The 17978-nt window shown below is 57.5% G+C and carries 17 protein-coding genes; 12 read left to right on the top strand and 5 right to left on the bottom strand.

Annotated elements, in window-relative coordinates:
- Both AUC45_RS10180 and AUC45_RS10175 read right to left on the bottom strand, forming a co-directional pair.
- Positions 1-402, bottom strand: a complete 402-nt coding sequence (locus AUC45_RS10180; RefSeq protein ID WP_067601887.1) for a thioesterase family protein — start codon at positions 400-402, stop codon at positions 1-3.
- Positions 399-2663 (bottom strand): S9 family peptidase, encoded by a 2265-nt coding sequence (locus tag AUC45_RS10175; RefSeq protein ID WP_067601884.1) that lies wholly within the window; start codon positions 2661-2663, stop codon positions 399-401. Before AUC45_RS10175 ends, AUC45_RS10180 begins: the two co-directional genes overlap by 4 nt.
- 126 nt (positions 2664-2789) lie before the next feature.
- Here AUC45_RS10175 and AUC45_RS10170 point away from each other — a divergent pair, with 126 nt between their 5' ends.
- The 7 genes from AUC45_RS10170 (at position 2790) to AUC45_RS10140 (ending at position 9987) form a co-directional block, all read left to right on the top strand.
- Positions 2790-4604, top strand: coding sequence for an aminopeptidase P family protein (locus tag AUC45_RS10170; RefSeq protein ID WP_067603791.1), 1815 nt, complete (start codon positions 2790-2792; stop codon positions 4602-4604).
- 107 nt (positions 4605-4711) lie between these two features.
- Positions 4712-5098, top strand: coding sequence for a VOC family protein (locus AUC45_RS10165; RefSeq protein ID WP_067601881.1), 387 nt, complete (start codon positions 4712-4714; stop codon positions 5096-5098).
- Positions 5099-5108: 10 nt separating this feature from the next.
- Positions 5109-5504: a cupin gene (locus AUC45_RS10160; RefSeq protein WP_067601878.1), complete on the top strand. Its 396-nt coding sequence runs from the start codon at positions 5109-5111 to the stop codon at positions 5502-5504.
- A 287-nt stretch (positions 5505-5791) separates the two neighbouring features.
- Positions 5792-6490 carry an EF-hand domain-containing protein gene (locus tag AUC45_RS10155; protein ID WP_067601875.1) on the top strand — a complete coding sequence of 233 codons (699 nt, stop codon included), beginning with the start codon at positions 5792-5794 and terminating at the stop codon, positions 6488-6490.
- Between the two features lie 168 nt (positions 6491-6658).
- Entirely contained in the window at positions 6659-7396 is a 738-nt protein-coding gene (locus AUC45_RS10150; protein WP_067601872.1) for a response regulator, read from the top strand.
- A gap of 9 nt (positions 7397-7405) precedes the next feature.
- Complete coding sequence (locus tag AUC45_RS10145; RefSeq protein ID WP_233998672.1) at positions 7406-8863, top strand: ATP-binding protein; 1458 nt, start codon at positions 7406-7408, stop codon at positions 8861-8863.
- A gap of 32 nt (positions 8864-8895) precedes the next feature.
- Entirely contained in the window at positions 8896-9987 is a 1092-nt protein-coding gene (locus tag AUC45_RS10140) for a glutathione S-transferase family protein (protein ID WP_067601866.1), read from the top strand.
- A 6-nt stretch (positions 9988-9993) separates the two neighbouring features.
- Here the strand turns inward: AUC45_RS10140 and AUC45_RS10135 are convergent, their stop codons facing one another.
- Entirely contained in the window at positions 9994-11568 is a 1575-nt protein-coding gene (locus tag AUC45_RS10135; RefSeq protein ID WP_067601864.1) for a helicase HerA-like domain-containing protein, read from the bottom strand.
- 101 nt (positions 11569-11669) lie between these two features.
- On the opposite strand from AUC45_RS10135, the gene pabB reads away from it, so the two are divergent.
- From pabB to arfB, 3 genes are read left to right on the top strand one after another with little or no spacing between them, the layout of a single operon-like run.
- The gene (gene pabB / locus AUC45_RS10130) at positions 11670-13487 is read left to right on the top strand and encodes an aminodeoxychorismate synthase component I (protein ID WP_067603789.1); all 1818 of its coding nucleotides are present in this window, start codon (positions 11670-11672) and stop codon (positions 13485-13487) included.
- Positions 13484-14197: an RluA family pseudouridine synthase gene (locus tag AUC45_RS10125; protein WP_067601861.1), complete on the top strand. Its 714-nt coding sequence runs from the start codon at positions 13484-13486 to the stop codon at positions 14195-14197. The genes pabB and AUC45_RS10125 overlap by 4 nt, the downstream gene beginning before the upstream one ends.
- Entirely contained in the window at positions 14178-14594 is a 417-nt protein-coding gene (gene arfB, locus AUC45_RS10120; RefSeq protein ID WP_067601859.1) for an alternative ribosome rescue aminoacyl-tRNA hydrolase ArfB, read from the top strand. Before AUC45_RS10125 ends, arfB begins: the two co-directional genes overlap by 20 nt.
- Positions 14595-14703: 109 nt before the next feature.
- Here arfB and AUC45_RS16105 read toward each other — a convergent pair whose 3' ends face one another.
- Positions 14704-14838, bottom strand: a complete 135-nt coding sequence (locus AUC45_RS16105) for a hypothetical protein (RefSeq protein WP_255356306.1) — start codon at positions 14836-14838, stop codon at positions 14704-14706.
- Positions 14839-15124: 286 nt separating this feature from the next.
- Here AUC45_RS16105 and rpmG point away from each other — a divergent pair, with 286 nt between their 5' ends.
- Both rpmG and AUC45_RS10110 read left to right on the top strand, forming a co-directional pair.
- On the top strand, positions 15125-15292 hold the full coding sequence (gene rpmG, locus AUC45_RS10115; protein WP_061926670.1) for a 50S ribosomal protein L33: 168 nt from the start codon (positions 15125-15127) through the stop codon (positions 15290-15292).
- Positions 15293-15376: 84 nt separating this feature from the next.
- A complete protein-coding gene (locus tag AUC45_RS10110) occupies positions 15377-16069 on the top strand; it encodes an outer membrane lipoprotein carrier protein LolA (RefSeq protein ID WP_067601856.1) in 693 nt (230 codons plus the stop codon).
- Positions 16070-16476: 407 nt separating this feature from the next.
- Here AUC45_RS10110 and AUC45_RS10105 read toward each other — a convergent pair whose 3' ends face one another.
- Positions 16477-17904: an alkaline phosphatase gene (locus AUC45_RS10105; protein WP_067601854.1), complete on the bottom strand. Its 1428-nt coding sequence runs from the start codon at positions 17902-17904 to the stop codon at positions 16477-16479.
- Positions 17905-17978: the final 74 nt, after the last annotated feature.

Here is a 17978-nt window from a genome sequence, read left to right as displayed (position 1 = left end):
TCAGCTCCTAAACGGCGCCAGCACATCTGGCCGAACGCGCGCCAGGCGTTGGCTTTCGCGGTCGAGCATCGCCCAGGTAGTGCGTGCCGACACCAGCATTTTGCCATTTTCATCGGTGAATTCTACGCAGCGCACTGATTTTGCGCCTTTGCCATCATCATCGATCCACGTTTCGCCAATCGCGCTTTCGCCCGCAGCGATATTGCCGCGATAGTCAATCTCGTGCCGGATCACGACCCAGAAGAATTGGGCGTGATGCTCTGGCAAGGCGGCCGCGTCCCAATGCGAGGTAGCGATATCCTGAATCCACTGGACCCACACTGTGTTGTTGACGTGGCCAAGCTCATCAATGTGGATGGGCTCGGCCACGAATGTGCGGGTAAAGCGGCTGGGCTCGCTCACTCCTCGCCGCCAGTCTCAATCCCACTCGTATCGACGGCCTTGCCCATGCCCATTTGCCACAGGATGAAGTTGAACTCTTCGGCCACTTCGTAAAGCGAATTCCACCGGCCCGATTTGCCACCATGGCCTGCGCCCATATTGGTCTTCATCAGCAGGATATTGTCATCGGTTTTTGTGTCGCGCAATTTGGCGACCCATTTGGCAGGCTCCCAATAGGTAACGCGCGGATCGTTAAGCCCTGCGGTTACCAGCATCGGCGGATATTCCTGCGCGCTCACTTGATCGTATGGGCTGTAAGAAAGGATGTAAGCGAATGCCTGCTTGCTCTCGATGGGATTGCCCCATTCCTGCCACTCGCCCGGCGTCAGCGGCAATTCCGCGTTGAGCATGGTGTTGAGCACATCGACAAACGGCACATGCGCGACGACAGCGCCGTATTGCTTGGGATCCTGATTTACGATGGCGCCCATTAGCTCACCACCCGCCGAACCGCCGCTTGCAGAAACCATGCCTTCTGCGGTGTAGCCTTTGGCAATCAGCCCGCGCCCGACATCGACAAAATCATTGAAGGTGTTGGCCCGCTCATTCAGCTTTCCTTGCAAATACCAACGCCGCCCCAGATCATCGCCGCCTCTGATATGCGCGATCGCATAGGCAAATCCGCGATCGACAAGGCTGAGGCGTGTGGTCGAAAAGCCGGGCGGGATTGCATAACCATAAGCGCCATAGGCATAAAGATGGAGCGGGCCTGCGCCTTCGATGTTGTGCTTCTCGAGCAGTTCCTCGCGATCCTTGCGCATCACGATGCTGACAGGAACCATCGTTCCATCGCGTGCTTCGAATTCAAGCCGCTCAGTCACATAGAGCGACTTGTCATAGCCTGACGGAATTTCCTGCTGCTTGAGAAGTTCAAGCGCTCCAGACTTCACATCATAATCGTAGACCGAATCCGGCGTGACCATGCTTTCGTAGGCCAGCCGCAATTTGGACTGATCGTATTCGGGATTGTTCGAAAGACCAGCGTTGTAGCTCGCCTCAGGAAAGGCAATTGGGGCAGCTTCGCTTGGTGCATCATAGCTGCGGATTTGCACCTGATCGAGGCCGTTTAGACGTCCTTCGGTGACGAAGAAATCCTTGAACAGATCAAATCCGGTCAGATAGAATTCGTTCGATCCTTCAATGACGGTGGTCCAGTCACCCGGCGTCTTGATTGATGCCTTGGCAAGGCGGAAATTAATGTGATCATCATTGGTCCAGATCCACAGCTCATCGCTGCCTGTAGGATCCTTGCGAACATCAAGGCTGTATTCGACGCCTTTCTCGCGAGCTTTGACGAGGATCAGATCACCTGTGGGATTGTCCGCGGGGACAAGACGCACTTCGCTGGTTTCATTATCGCCCGTCGCAATGATCAGCCAATCATCTTCAGCAGACAGGCCAGCGCCCACACTGAAGCTCTGATCCGTTTCTTCGTACAGCGTCACATCATCTTCAATCGGTGTGCCAAGGACATGCAATTTCGCCTCAAGCGTGCGCCAATTCTCGGTCGAAGGCCCATAGACGAGAGCGGTGTCGTCCATCACCCATGTAAGACCGCCGCGAAGGTTCGGAATTTCATCGGCAAGCATTTCGCCGGTTTCCAAATCCTTGATGACAGCGGTGTAACGCTCTGATCCATTGGTGTCGGTCGAATAGGCCATGAACCGACCGTTCTTGCTGATCGAAAGCGCGCCCAGCCGGAAATACTCAAGATCTCCCGCCAGCTCATTCTCATCGAGGATCAAAGTACCTTCAGCATCTGCCGGGACGCTCACAGGCTTGCGGTAATGCTTCCTGTATTGCTCGCCCTCGTCAAATTCAGACCAATAGAGATAGTCGCCCTTGCGCTGCGGAACGGTGCTGTCGTCTTCCTTGATCCGCGCACGCATTTCCTGAAACAGCGCCTCTGTCACTGCCTCGCGCTCACCCATTTGCGCTTCGAACCAGGCGTTTTCGGCTTTCACATAATCGAGCACGTCTTCGTCATCGATCGTGGGATAGCTTTTGTCATAGAGCCAGTCGTACGGATCGCTGATCGTAATGCCGTGATGGGTGTAGGTATGCTCGCGCTTTTCGGCGATGGGCGGTGATGTGGGAATTGCGTCAGAAGGCGTGATCACGCTTGATGTGTCCTCTTGGGTGTTCTGTCCGGCTGCTGCGTTGAAAGGCACAGATGCCAGCATTGTGGCAACAGCAAATAGGGAGGGAAGAGCAGGTTTCATATGGATGGCCGTCCTTAGTCACAAACGCACAACGCTGGAAAGCGTCTCTCGTAAAGTCTATGTGTATGGTTCAACGCACTGTTGATGCGCGCGAAATCGCGCGCTCGCAAGCCAAGGATCGATGATATGTTGATGCAAACCCATGAAGCCCGGTTGAAAGCCCTGCGCGAGGAATTGAAACGCCGGGGTCTGACTGGCTTCATCATCCCCATTTCCGACGAGCATATGAGCGAATATGTCGGCGATTACGCGCAGCGTCTGCATTGGCTGACGGGTTTCGGCGGGTCGGCAGGGTTTGCAGCGGTTACTCTCACCCATGCCGCTATCTTCGTTGATGGACGTTACACCGTGCAGGTTCGCGATCAGGTGGATGGCAATCTGTTTGAATACCGCTCGGTTCCGGCAGATAGCCTCGCAGGCTGGCTCAAGGAAACGGCGAGCAAGGGCGATACGATTGCCTATGATCCCTGGCTGCATACGGCGAATTGGGCCAGATCGCTGACCCGCGCATTGTCTGCGCATGAGATCAAGTTGGTGCCAGCGACAAGCAATCCTCTTGATGCGGTGTGGTCTGATCAGCCACCGCCTTCCGATGCCACTGCGCTGGTGCATGAGGAGAGCCTTGCCGGGCAGTCCTCTGCTGAAAAGCGCGCAGTAATCGCCGATTGGCTCACGAAAGAAGGCCACGATGCAGTCGTCATTCCTGCGCTCGATTCGATTGCATGGCTGCTTAATATTCGTGGGCAAGACGTTGCGCACACACCTGTCGCATTGTCCTATGTCATCGCACATGCTGATGGACGCGCAGAACTGTTCATTGCGCCCGATAAAGTCACACCAGAATTGACCCAGCATTTGGGCAATGCCGTCGAAGTGCATCCGCGTGATGCTTTTAAAGGCGCATTGGGCAACCTTGCGGGCAAATCCGTCAGCGTCGATCCTGATTACGGTGTTGCCGCCATTGCGCAGACGCTGGAGGCGGGCGGCGCAAAAGTGGCCCTCAAACAAGACCCAACCATCCTTGCCAAAGCGATCAAGAACCCTGCCGAAATCCAGGGGCACCGCGATGCACAAGCACGCGATGGCGCAGCGGTTGCGCGGTTCCTGCGTTGGCTTGAGGTGAACGCCCCTTCAGGCGATATCGACGAACTGACTGCAGCGGCCAAATTGGAATGCTTCCGCCGTGAGCACGGCGATCTGCGCGATACCAGTTTTGACACAATATCGGCTGCTGCAGGCCATGCCGCTCTTCCCCATTACAAAGTGGATGAAGACAGCAATATCCCAATCCCACCCGGATCAATCTATCTCGTTGACTCGGGCGGTCAGTATCCAGCTGGCACCACCGACATCACCCGCACCGTGTGGATCGACACGCCCGAAGGCTCTGCACCGACAGCAGAGATGAAGGATCGCAACACGCGCGTCCTTAAAGGGCATATCCAGATCGCACGCGCTGTCTTCCCGCAAGGGACTTGCGGCGGCCAGCTCGACATTCTCGCCCGCCAATATCTATGGGAAGCGGGCGTCGATTACGCGCATGGAACTGGGCACGGGGTTGGCAGCTTCCTTGGCGTTCACGAAGGGCCGCAGCGGATTGCAAAGCCCGGAGGCGGGCAGGCCGGAACGGCGCAGGAACTTCACGCAGGCATGATCCTTTCAAACGAGCCGGGCTATTACAAGCAGGACGCGTTCGGCATCAGGATCGAAAACCTCGTCCTGACTATCGAGCGTGATGTTGCAGGTGCCGAAGGCCGATACTTGGCTTTTGAAACGCTCACTTTCGTACCACTTGATCGCCGGCTGATAGACAAGAGCCTCCTGACACAAAGCGAGATCGCTTGGGTGGATGAATACCACGAGCAAGTGCGCGAACTGCTGGTCCCGCAACTGGAAGGTGAGGATCGCGCTTGGGTGGAGCGCGAGACACAGCCGCTTTGATTCCAGGGACATAACTCGCGCCCACAAACCCAATTGCACCATATCCGATGTTCTTGTAATGTTCTCATCTATCGAGTCGCACAGACTGACGAAAGGGAGAACCATCAATGCTCGGCTACGTAACTCTTGGCACCAACGATCTGGACCGCGCTGCAAAGTTTTATGACGCGATTGCAGCGGCTATGGGATTTGGTCGGATGATGGAAGAAGGCGAATTTATCGCCTGGGGCAGCTTCGATGATGGCGTGGCGGGCATTGCAGCGACAAAGCCGTTTGATGGCAAGGCTGCCAGTGTGGGGAATGGCACTATGGCTGCGCTTAAGGTAGAAAACCCCGAAAAGGTGAAAGAGGTCTATGACATCGCGCTTTCCTTGGGAGGCAGCGATGAAGGTGAACCCGGCCCACGCGGCGATGATGGCTTTTACGCGGCCTATTTCCGCGATCCCGACGGCAACAAACTGAACGCCTTTTGCATGGTGCCGCCCGCGAAATAAGGAGCCGAATATGAGCGCGCGCAAACTTTCAGACAGCTTCCTGCACCTTGGCCTTGGTGCGACAGCTGTGCCGCAGCCTCCCTTCAATGGGTTGGAGTGGTATGAAGGTTACGGCGCGCGCCACGGCGATGACGGGGCCGAGGGACGATTGGTATCACAACACACTTTCTCTCAAAGCTGGGACTCATGGGAAATGCATCCCAACGGTTCCGAAGTCGTTATCTGCACCTCGGGCGCTATGGTTTTGAGCCAGGAATATCCTGATGGGTCGCTCGAAACCGTGGCGCTTGAAGCGGGTGAATACGCCATCAATGCACCAGGTGTCTGGCACACAGCCGATGTTGAAACCGAAGCGACAGCGATTTTCATAACGGCAGGCGAAGGCACGCAAATGCGTCCGCGCTAAGACATATGTACCTACAGGGCCGGCCAATCTTGCGCCTTCCTGAACGCGAGGCTTAGCCCGATACAATCTGCGACAATTTGTCAGCGCTCCGGGATAATCCTGCGACAATCCGCCTTTAGAAGGGTTTTCGTGAGTTGCGGTGAGCGTGCTTTTGGCTCCTCTCCCCCTGACCCGATGCAAGTGGGCCTGTTTGCTCAACCCTTGGCGAATTTAACGCCGCTTGCATTTGCCAGATCGCGTCGCCGCAACTCTTTCGAGATAGACACAAAATCCGAAGAGGACACACGATGCGTAAACTGACACTCTCCCTTTCCGCCGCCGGCCTTTTGCTGGGCGGCGCCACCCTTGCAATCGCCGCCAATCAGGCTGGCGATCGCGGCGCGACGAAAGCCGACAGCAATGGCGACGGCGTTATCACGCTAGCCGAAGCGAAATCGCACGGCGATGAACGCTTTGCAAAAATGGATGCCGATCAAAGCGGCTTTTTGAGCGCCGCTGATCGTGAGGCAAATCGCGCAGAGCGCTTCGCTGCAGCCGACACTGATGGCAATGGCGAAATCAGCCGTGAAGAAATGACTGCCGCTCGCGAAGCGCGCAGTGCCGAACGCGCCGATCGCCTGGCAAAGCGCCAAGCCGCAATGTTCGACAGGATCGACACTGACGGCTCCGGAGGCATTAGCGAAGCCGAAATGCTCGCCGCCAAAGAAGCCCGCGCTGATCGACGAGGCGCCATGCGCCGGGGCGGCCGGAATGAAAGAGGCATGAGAATGCTTCGCCAGGCCGACACCAATGGCGATGAAACCATTTCGAAGGCCGAATTCGACGCTGCAATCGAAGCACGCTTTGCACGGGTCGACACCGACAATTCGGGCACGATCACTGCAGAAGAACGCGAAGCCGCGCGCGAAGCACGAAAAGCAGAACGAGACGAAATGCGCAGTGAGCGACGTGGTGGGCGTCGCGGCGCGGCTGCCGAGACGCAATAAGCAAATCAAGCGTTCAGGCAAAAAGGTGATCCGGGCCAATCGCCCCTCCGGCGCGGATCACACAAGGTTGGCCCGGTATTGCTTCCTTTCTGGCTCGCTCCAGCTTCAAAGGTTGCATGCCGGGCCGACTGCTTTCATTCATCAACCCAGAGATCTTATCAAACGATCATGACCGATACCGCCGCAACATCCATCCTCCTCGTCGATGACGAAGCCACATTGCGTGAACCGCTGGCCGAATACCTGATTGGTCAGGGCTTTGACGTCACGCAAAAAGAAAGCGCGGCATCAGCACGGGCTTTTTTGGCGGGAAATGCGCCCGATATCGTATTGCTCGATATCATGATGCCAGGTGAGGATGGGCTCTCCTTCTGCCGCCACCTTGTTGAAACGCAGCAATTACCAGTCATCTTCCTGACCGCTCGAACAGAGGCGACAGATCGCATTATCGGTCTTGAATTGGGTGCGGATGATTACATCACCAAACCGTTTGAACCGCGCGAGCTTGTCGCCCGCATTCGCACCGTCTTGCGCCGCGTTTCGCGCAGTTCCGCGCCCCAGGCCAAGGCAGAAGACTGGCATTACCTGTTCGAGGAATGGCGGCTCGATCCGCTAAAGCGAAAGCTTACCGATCCTGAAGGCGTCACCGTCCCCATTTCAACCGCAGAGTTTCGCCTGCTCCGCGCGTTTCTCGATAATCCGCGCAGTGTGATGGACAGGGATCGCCTGCTCGACATGGTACAGGGTCGCACCGCTCATCTGTTTGATCGGGCGGTCGATAATCAAGTGAGCCGCCTGCGCCGCAAGATCGAAGCCGACACGCGAAATCCGCAATTCATCCAGACAGTGCGCGGCGGCGGCTATCGCTTTGCAGCGAGCGTCAAACGCGCTGCGGGCGAGGTCTAAGGTCTCGCCTTGTTGAAACGCTTCGTGCCTTCCAGCCTACTTGGTCAGGTGATGGCCGTGCTCGCGATTGGCCTGCTCGCAGCACAGGTGATTTCCGCCACACTCCTTTATCAGGCATCCCAACAGCGGCGCGAAGCTACGGTGGTCAATTCAATCGCCTTTCGCTTGGTCGGTGATCTCAGCCGGACGGAAGCGATGCGATTGCAGGACGAGGAAAGGCGCAGGCTGCGCGACGCGCGAAGGGCTGAACGACAGGCGCGCGGCGAACGTATTAGGCCGCCGGACAGTCCATTTCCCAACCGGCGACAAATCCGCACGGAGCGCACGAGCGCATCCCCCATCTCAGATCGCGAAACGAGGCTCTCAGATCACGAGGACGCTTTGCAGGACGTGCTAGCGCGAGAGGGCATCACCGTTCGCAACATCACCGTGACGCGGCGGTTGGCGGCAGATGACCCTTTTATCAGGAACGTTTTGGAGAACCGGCCGAGATTGCGGCAGCCGGGCTGGGAAAGCCGGCGTATCATCGTCGCGTCCATTGAGCCTGATGATGAAGATGGGTGGCTCACCGTGCGCCTTCCCGAACCCGAAAGACCTGACGGGGCGCCCTGGATCATTCTGCTCCAGACGTTGGTGACATTCTGCGTCCTCGTGCTGCTCCTATATCTCGTTTTGCGACGAATTACGCGGCCTCTCGCGCAGTTGACCACTCGTGTCGAAGACTTTTCGCGCACGCCCGATCGCGCCGTGGAACTTGCAGAAAGCGGACCTTCCGACACTCGCCGATTGATCGCCGCCCACAATGCAATGGAAGCGCGGATTGCGGCGCTGCTTGATGAAAAGGACGTGATGCTGGGCGCAATCGGACACGATCTCAAAACGCCTTTGGCAGCGCTTCGCGTCCGGATCGAAAGCGTGCCCGATGATACGCAGCGCGAGCGGATGGCCGAAACCATCGAGGATATCACCGCGACGCTCGATGATATCCTCTCGCTTGCGCGCATTGGCCGATCTGGTGCCCCGCCCGAGGCAGTAGAATTGGGCGCATTGGCGATCAGCGTGACCGAAGAGTTTGAGGATCTGGGCGACCCAGTCACGATCGCTGATCCGCCCAGGCTTGTTGCGAAAGTTCAGGTCACGTGGCTCAAACGGGCATTGCGCAATCTCATCGCCAATGCCGTGCGCTATGGTGAAAAGGCCGAGGTCAGCCTGATCGAACAAAGCGGATACGCCGTCTTGCGCGTCGATGACCAAGGGCCTGGCATTCCTGAAGATCGCATAGCAGAGATGCTGGAACCTTTTGCGAGGGGCGAAGGCTCGCGCAACAGGTCAACAGGAGGTGCGGGCCTTGGCCTCACGCTCGCACGCGCCATTGCCGAACAACATGGCGGCAGGCTCGTGCTTAATAACTTGGAAGGCGACGGTAACCGGGCCGGTCTTCGCGCCGAACTCCACATACCTATGTAAGCAGCATTTCGCGCGGAGCGGGGGGGAAAGAATTGCCCATCACACTGTACGGCGCGCCGCCATCATTGTTTTCAGGCAAGGCAAGAGCCTACCTCGACTGGAAAGGTATTGATTACACCGAAAAGCTACCTTCTGATGCTCGTTTCCAAAGCGAGATCGTCCCCGCGATTGGCCGCCAAGTCATTCCTGTGGTTGAGTTGCCAGACGGCACTCTGCTTCAGGACACCACTCTCATCATCGATCATTTCGAAGCTGCCGATAGCGATACTCCTGGAGTGTATCCTGAAACGCCGCGACAACGCCTCGCCTCGATGCTGCTTGAGACATATGGCGATGAGTGGTTGGTGATCCCCGCGATGCACTATCGCTGGCATTACAATGAGGAGTGGATCTACGGCGAATTCGGCAAGACCGCACTTCCCGGTGCGTCACCGGAAGAACAATACGCGGCTGGCAAAGCGCGCGGCGCGATATTCAAGGGGTTTGTCCCGATGCTCGGCATCAATGCGGAAACTATACCCGTAATCGAGCAATCATACGAAGCACTGCTTGCTGATCTGGATGCGCATTTTGCTGAGCATGCCTTCTTGTTGGGCACTCGCCCCAGCATCGGCGATTATGGCCTGATCGGCCCGCTCTACGCGCACAATTATCGTGATCCAAAGTCCGGTGAAATCATGCGACGCCTCGCCCCCAATGTCGCGGCATGGGTTGAGAGGATGGTTGAACCAGACCCGCTTTCCGATGAGTTTCTTGGCGGGGATAGGGTGCCGGACGACGTGCTGAAAGTGCTCCACCGCATGATGACGGAGCAGCTACCTTACCTTGCTCACGTCGCCGAAATGCTGGGCGAATGGGCCAAGGCCAATCCCGGCGCTGAACTCCCGCGCGCGCTTGGCCTTGCACCCTTCACAATCGAAGGCGTGACGAGCGAGCGAGCGGCGCTGCCGTTCAGCCTCTGGATGCTTCAGCGCGCGCTCGATTACATTGCCTCGCTCGGCGGTGAAGACCGCGCAGCTTGCGAGGAAATGCTCACCCAATGCGGCGGAGAGGCGCTTCTGCCATTCGAGATCCCCGTCCGGCTTGAATTTGAGGACTTCGTCCAGCGCGTGGCGCAAGACTAAAGTCCTTCACCGCATCAATCCGCCGATCAGATTGCGAACAAAGCGCCCGGCCAGCGGTCCCGCCAAATCGGTCGCGATTGAACCGGCCGCGGAGGTAAGGCCTGATCGCATGGGATTGGCGCGGCTTTTCTTGCCAAGGACGGCGGCAGCAGCTGCGCCCGCAGCAGAACCGGCGGCAACTTTCGCACCGCGCGACATGGCCTTTTCCCACATCGATTTCGTTTTGCGGGGGCGCTTGCGCACCTCTTCTTCGCCTTGGGCTTCGACCTCTTGAGCGGTTTCCGCCGCATCAGCGGCCTTTGCCGCCAGCACTTCTTCTGCGCTTTCGCGATCAACCGCCTCGTCATACTTGCCCTCGAACGGGCTGATGGACTGGATGATCGCGCGTTCTTTGGCCGTCACCGGACCAAGGCGCGAGCGCGGTGGTTTGATGAGCGTGCGCTGCACCACTGTGGGCGCGCCTTCATCATCCAATGTCGACACCAGAGCCTCGCCTACACGCAACTCGGTGATGACCTCTTCTGTGTCGAGATCTTCATTGATGCGGAAGGTTTCCGCCGCCGCCTTGATCGCGCGCTGATCGCGTTTGGTGAATGCGCGCAGAGCGTGCTGAACCCGGTTGCCCAACTGGCCCGCGACTTCTTCTGGAATATCAATCGGGTTTTGGGTGACGAAATAGACGCCCACGCCCTTGGATCGGATCAAACGCACGACCTGCTCAATCTTTTCCTGCAAGGCTTTGGGTGCATCATCGAAAAGCAAATGCGCTTCATCGAAGAAGAAGACGAGCGTCGGCTTTTCCGGATCGCCGACTTCGGGCAGGCTTTCAAACAATTCGGCGAGCAGCCACAGCAGGAATGTTGCGTATAGTTTGGGGCTGCGCATGAGCTCATCTGCGGCGAGCACATTGATGTATCCGCGCCCCTGATCGTCGACCTGTAAAAAGTCATCAATTTCCAGAGCCGGCTCGCCAAAGAAGAAATCCGCGCCCTGGCTTTCAAAACTCAAAAGCTGCCGCTGGATCGCGCCCACCGATTGCTTCGATACGTTTCCATAGACACCCGAAAGCTCTTTCGCATTCTCATTGGCCCATTGGAGAAGGCTGGTGAGATCGCCGAAATCGAGCAGCAGCAGGCCATTCTCATCAGCATGGCGGAAGACGATCTGAAGGACCCCTTCCTGCGTGTCATTCAGATCAAGCAAGCGCGCCAAAAGAAGCGGCCCCATTTCAGAAATGGTAGTGCGGATGGGGTGGCCTTGCTTACCGAACAGGTCCCAGAAAATCACTGGATTATCAGAGTATTCGTAGTCCTCCATGCCCAGCTCTTTGGCGCGCGCTTCAAGCTTGTCGGCATGTTTGAACTTGGCGCTTCCGGGCATGGCTATCCCTGACAAATCGCCTTTCACATCAGCAACGAAAACGGGCACGCCTTGAGCTGAAAAACTCTCGGCTAGGCCCTGCAGGGTCACCGTTTTACCGGTACCGGTTGCGCCCGCAATCAGGCCGTGCCGGTTCGCTCGGGAAAGCGCCAGGCTCTGATTTTCGCCATTGCCGCCAAGTCCCAGAAAAATATCGCTCATGCTTGTCAAAATCCCTCGCCGTGTTTGGGTGAAGCTGTGCATAGCTGCTCGCTTGCGGTCAAGCTCTCGACTTGGCCGCCGCATTCGCTAAGGCATGGCGCATGGGTTCGGGAACGCCATCAACTCCTTTTGTCCTGCTGGACGATGCGCGCGCAGAAGGGGCCGTCGATGCGTTCTTGTACGAGGCGCCGACAGAGGTCTTTGTGGCCGCGCATCCGGGCGATGTTGAAAGCACGCTGGCCGCAGCCGAGAAAGCGCGTGCGAAGGGCGGCCACCTTGCAGGCTATATCGCGTACGAAGCGGGCCTTGCATTGGAGCCGCATCTGATGCCGCTTGCTGAAAAGCGCTCTGGCGCAGCCGGGCCGTTGGTTTGGCTGGCACTGTTCGAAAACGAACCACAGCGGATTGCGGCAAAGGAAGTGCCCCAATGGCTCGATGCGCGGCGCGATGGCGATGCGACGCTCGGTCCGCTCGAACCGCAGGTGTCACCCGGCGGATATGTCCAGGCGTTCGAGGCTCTGCGCGAAGCCATCCATGCAGGCGATATCTATCAGGCGAACTTAACCTACCCGCTTAGCGGATCGTATAGCGGCGATGCCATTGCTCTTTACGCAGATCTCCGCCGCGCTGCGAGCGCGGGGTATGGCGGGATCATTTTTGACGGATCGCACTGGCTTTTGAGCTTTTCGCCAGAACTGTTCGTTTCACTTGATGGGTCAAGTGCGAAGGTCAAGCCGATGAAGGGCACTCGCCCGCGCATGGCTGATAGCGCACAAGATGCCGCAATGGCTGAAGAACTGGCGAGCTCCACCAAAGACCGCGCGGAAAATCTCATGATCGTTGATCTTATGCGCAACGATTTGTCCCGCGTGGCCGTGCCGGGGAGCGTGCGCGTGGATGCACCTTTTGCGATTGAGAGCTATCCGACAGTTCATCAGATGGTCTCCACTGTGCGCGCCGATCTCGCCGACGGGAAAACCGCAATGGACCTCGTGCGGGCGCTTTTCCCATGCGGCTCAATCACCGGTGCACCTAAAATCCGCGCGATGGAGCTCATCAACGAAGTCGAACGCGACGCGCGCGGGCCATATTGCGGCGCGATTGGGCGGATTGGCGCTGATGGGTCAGCGGCATTCAATGTCGCGATCCGAACCTTGCGACTCACTCCGATTGAGAATGGCCAAGGCACCGCCGTTCTTGGGCTTGGCTCTGCCATCGTTGCCGATAGCGATCCGATGGAGGAACGCCGCGAATGCGAGATCAAAGCAGGTTTTGCGCGGCGCCCCGGCCCAGAGTTTCCAGCAACCCGCTGCGATCTGATTGAAACCATGCGGTTTGATCCTGAAACGGGCGTCGCATGTCTCGAACTTCACCTGGCACGTATGAAGAAAAGCGCCGCAGAGCTCGGCTTTGAATTTGATCGTCACGCCGCACGCAATCAAATCCAGGCGCTGTGTTTTGAGCTCGAAAGCCCGGTCAAACTTCGCCTGCTTGCTGCGAGATCTGGCGCGACTGCGCTTGAAACCGGGCCTCTGCCCGAGCCTGCGGCAGAGCCACTTCCTGTTGCAGCGCTCCCCAATCCGGTTTCACCCAGCGATTGGCGATTGGTGCACAAGACTTCGGACCGAGGGTTTTATGAAGGTGCTTTGAAGGCAGCGCAGCATGTGGGCGCGAAAGAAGCGGTGCTGGTTCGCGATGATGGCTTGGTAACCGAGGGAAGCTTCACGAATGTGTTTGTCGAGCGTGATGGTGTGCTCCTGACGCCGCCTCAATCACTCGGCCTACTGCCCGGCATACTGCGCGAACATCTGATTGCTCAAGGCAAGGCGAAAGAGGCGGAGCTGACATTGGAAGACCTTGAGAATGGCTTTTTGATTGGAAATGCCGTTCGCGGTCTCATGAAAGCACGATTGATATGAACATCCCCATCCTCTTCGAAGACGGCGAAGCGCTTGTGATCGACAAGCCTGCCGGTCTTCCGGTAGACCGCCCAAAACGCGGGGGCGAATGCCTCGAGGATCATCTTGAGCAGCTGAAGCTAGGCTTTCAGCGGCGGCCTACGCCAGTGCACAGGCTTGATACCGACACAAGCGGCTGCCTGCTCCTTGCGCGCAATCCAAAGGCGCTCAAGCGTTTCAACAAGGCGTTTGAAGACAGGTTGGTCGGCAAGACTTACCTCGCTGTTCTCGACATCGAGCCGCGGGAGACATCAGGCACAATTGAACTTGCCCTCTCGAAGATCAGCTCAGCGGAAAAAGGCTGGCGGATGATTGCTGCAAAGAAGGGCAAGCCAGCGATCTCGCACTGGGAGCTGCTTGAGACGATTGGCGAGGGGGACCGAAAACGTTCGCTGATCCGCTTTCGCCCGGAAACCGGACGCACGCACCAATTGCGGGCTCATGCGCTACAAGGCCTTGGCGCGCCTTTGCTGGGTGATCCCGTTTACGGCCCGGTGCGCGGACAAAACAAGGGCGCGCCGCGCACGATGCTTCATGCAGAGACTATCCGGGTGGAGCGCGATGGCAAACCGGCCATCACTGCGTATTCGCCCTTCCCCGAAGACTTCATCCGCGCAGGGCTAACCGCTCCGCCAGTCCCTGAGCAAAGCGATGGAACCGAGCCTTCTTAACCGGGTTCACGCGCTCGCCGAGGAGAGCTTCCTCGCTGGCTCAGGCCCCGGTGGGCAGAATGCCAACAAGGTCGCGACCGAAGTTCAGCTGCGCGTCAACATCTATGCGCTCCGCCTGCCGCCCCCGGTCTTCGCAAGATTGCGCGAGCTTGCAGGCTCCAAGCTTACAACCGCCGGTGATCTGCTGATCACCGCTCGCCAGCACCGCACGCAAGAAGCCAATCGACAGGCGGCGCGTGCAAAGCTTGAAGAGATGCTCAAGGCCGCGCATCAGCGTCCCAAGAAACGCGCCAAGACGCGGATCAACCGCGTCGGCAAAACCCAGCGATTGAAAACAAAGAAAGCGCGAGGGCAAGTGAAAGCCAATCGCGCCAAGCCGAGCGCAAAGGATTGGTGAAAAGCATTTCCTACCCGAGTCGAGACGTGCATGAAACGAGTCGGGCCGTTTTGACCTGCAAGCCGCCGAGGCCCATAAAAGCCTCGGCGACCCATCAGACTAGAACGGCTCAGTTTTGCGGCCGTCCGTTCCGGTCCTTTTTGAAGCGTTCAACAATCGCAGTTTTCTTGCGACGTTCTGCTTCTTGCACGGTGATGAACTGTCCAGTGCCAGCATCTCTCCCGCGCTTTCCGTACTTCGACATTGGATTTCTCCTTTGACGTCGAACGGGTGGGCCGTCCGCCCCGAAACACCGAACGTGCCTCGCGTCGTCAAAGGCACACGGAGTCAGAACCAACAGCTGAATGAATGATCAATCACATCGCTTCGAGAGTCTACTAAGCTACACCTTTGATCGCTTGACTTTTCCCCCAGAATCACCCAATGGCGCGCGTCTGTGAGGCGGCGCTCCCATTTTGGGCACGCGTCGCCCTTTGTTTTTCAGGCTGCTCGAACATTTTGAGCGCCGCCACCCGAATTAGGATACCGCCATGGCGAAGCCCGCAACCGTCAAGATCAAGCTCGTCTCGACCGCAGACACGGGCTTTTACTATGTGACCAAGAAGAATCCGCGTAACATCACCGAAAAGATGTCGTTCCGCAAATACGATCCGGTCGCAAAGAAGCACGTCGAATTCAAAGAAGCCAAGATCAAGTGATCTTTCGGGAGGCAGGCTCAACTTAACGCTTGCGCCCGCTTCAATTCAGCCTCAGTTCAATGCGCGACGAATAGCGCTGGATCTATGGGCATGAGGAATATCTTTCGCAAAACAGCCATCGCAGCCGGGACAACCGGAGCGATTGCGCTTGGCCTTTCAATTGGCCAGCCGCTTCAGACAGCGAACAATCAGCCAGTTGGCCTTATCCCGGCAGCAGCTGCGCAATCGTCAAACGATCTTGATAGCGCGGTGAAGGCGCTGCGCGCGATATCGACGATGAAAGCCGACTTCGTCCAAACCGATCAGCGCGGCCAAACCACGCGCGGTGTGATGACGTTGAAACGGCCGGGCAAAATCCGCTTTGATTACGGCAAGGATGCCGATCTGCTCGTCGTGTCGAACGGCAAATCGTTATACATGGTGGATTACGAGGTTCGCCAGGTTGAACGCTGGCCGATCAAGCGATCCCCGCTTGGCGCGCTGCTCGATCCCAATCGCGACATGAGCAAATACGGCAATCTTGTCCCGACGACGGATAGCCGCGTGATCAGCATCGAAGTTCGCGACCCAAAGCGCCCCGAATTTGGCGTAATTAACCTCATCTTCGTACGCAATCCAAGCGCGCCGGGCGGCTTACAGCTTGCCCAATGGGTTGCATTGGACGCGCAGAATTATCGCACGCGGGTGAGCCTTTCGAATCATCGATACGGCCTCGCGGTTGCAGAAAGCACTTTTAAGTTCGACGATCCGCGTCGCTCCTCTCGTCGACCGCGATGAACGCCTCATCGGCCAGCGGTTGTAAAGATACGACAAAGGCGAGTCGATATTCATATACGTGAAAGCCAGAAATCCTTATTAATGGCAATCAAGGCGGTCGAAGGTGGGTTTCCCCCCTGTTGCCCTCTCCTTCGAAAAGGCCGTCTTGACCAAGCGTGACGAACGCTAACAACGAAGCCTCTGTCTCATCGCCCCCGAGACAGAGGCTTTTTTTGCACATAAGCCACCCGCTCGAACTATGCTGGCCTGCGTAGCGCACCGATCTGCGCTTCCGGTGCTCACGCACCTTAAAGTGCTCTGCGCTCCGGTTCTCAATCGGCACACTTCTCAGAGGAGCCTAGTCCAAGCTCATATGAAAGAAGCAGTTCTGCCCGCGAGCCACGCGCCCCGGACGGTTGAGTTGAAACCTAGTCTTCCCAGCCGAATGCCGACACGATGATGTCGTAAATGACATTCTGCTCAATCACGCCTCGCGCCTTTTCGGCGCCCGGCCCTTGCGCATAAAGCGCGACGTCTTCGCCAGCATGAGTTTCGCTGTACAAGGGAATCGCTGCTTGCTGACGCGCGTCAACCCCTGTTTCGGGAACGGGTCGGCCTTCTTCGTGATCATGCTCGATAGCGCCGGGGCCATTCCAGTAGCCAAGTGTTGTGTAAGGCTTTCCGTCCTGCGCTTTCACCGGTTCTTCGGTGTTCGAGATATCGCCTTCAGGTGGCACCACCAGGCCCAGGATATCGTTGCCGCGCCTTGGGTACCCTGAAATCGTGAAAACGTGGCTGTGATCAGCCGTCACCATGATCAGCGTTTCGGAAGGATCAGTGTTATCGATGGCGTATTGAATCGCCCGCGCAAATTCGAGCGTCTCTTCAAGTGCAAATCCTGCTTTGCCCGCATGGTGCCCGTGATCAATCCGCCCACTTTCGACCATCAGGTAATACCCGTCTGGATCTGATTTGAGGCGGGCAATCGCTTGGCGAGTCATGTCCGTAAGCGTCGGCTCATTGAGGCCTTCACCATTGGCGCGTTCGGCCATGTAGGTCATGTGGCTTGATGAAAAGAGACCGAGAACAGGCTTGTCCATCGGTGCTGAATCAAGAGCCGCTTTATCGGTCACATAGCTGCCGCCAGTGCGCGCCACCCATTGAGCAGGCAGGTCTGCCGTTTCTTCCAAGCGGCGCCCGCCTTGAGCCGAACCGAAAAACCCGCCCGTGCCCCCGCCCAGAGCCACATCGAAATCCGATTGAACCAACTGGGTGGCGATATCTGTGCAATTGCGCTCTTCCTCGGGCTCAATATAGCCTTCCCAATTGCGATCAGCGCTGCGAGCATAAACGCTCGCCGGGGTCGCGTGGGTAATGCGCGCGGTCGAGACGATACCGAGCGCGAGGCCGCGCTTTGTCGCCTCTTCGCCCATCAATGGCAGCGGATTGGCAAGTGCGCTGTCGCAATTGCCGCGAACGGCATCGGGTCCCACGCCAAGCACTCCGATGCGCGTCTTCTTGCCTGAATGCATCGCCGTCGCTGTGCCAGCACTATCAGGCACCTGCGCGTTTGTGTTGTAGGTTTTGACCAGCGCCACGTTGTCAAAAGTCTCAAACGGCAAAACGTATTCTTCGCCGGTCTGCCCCTGCTTTTGTCCAGCATATATGCGTGCGGCCGTGATGGTCGAAATGCCCATGCCATCCCCGATAAAGAGGATGACGTTCTTCGCCTTTTGCTTTGCCGGAGCTGCGGGTTGCACCGTCGATACGCTGGCGACGGTTTCACTTCCGCCAGCTGAGCATGCGCCAAGGGCCAATGCGCTTGCAGCAACACAGGACAAAATCAGGCGATTCATCAAAAAGGGCTCCTTTCTTGGGTCTGGTCCTTGCCTATCGGACCCTATTGTGACGGGAAAGCGAAAGGTTTGGT

This window comes from Erythrobacter sp. YT30, assembly GCF_001542875.1.
Lineage (GTDB): Bacteria > Pseudomonadota > Alphaproteobacteria > Sphingomonadales > Sphingomonadaceae > Erythrobacter.
This window is presented reverse-complemented; position numbering and strand designations above follow the sequence as displayed.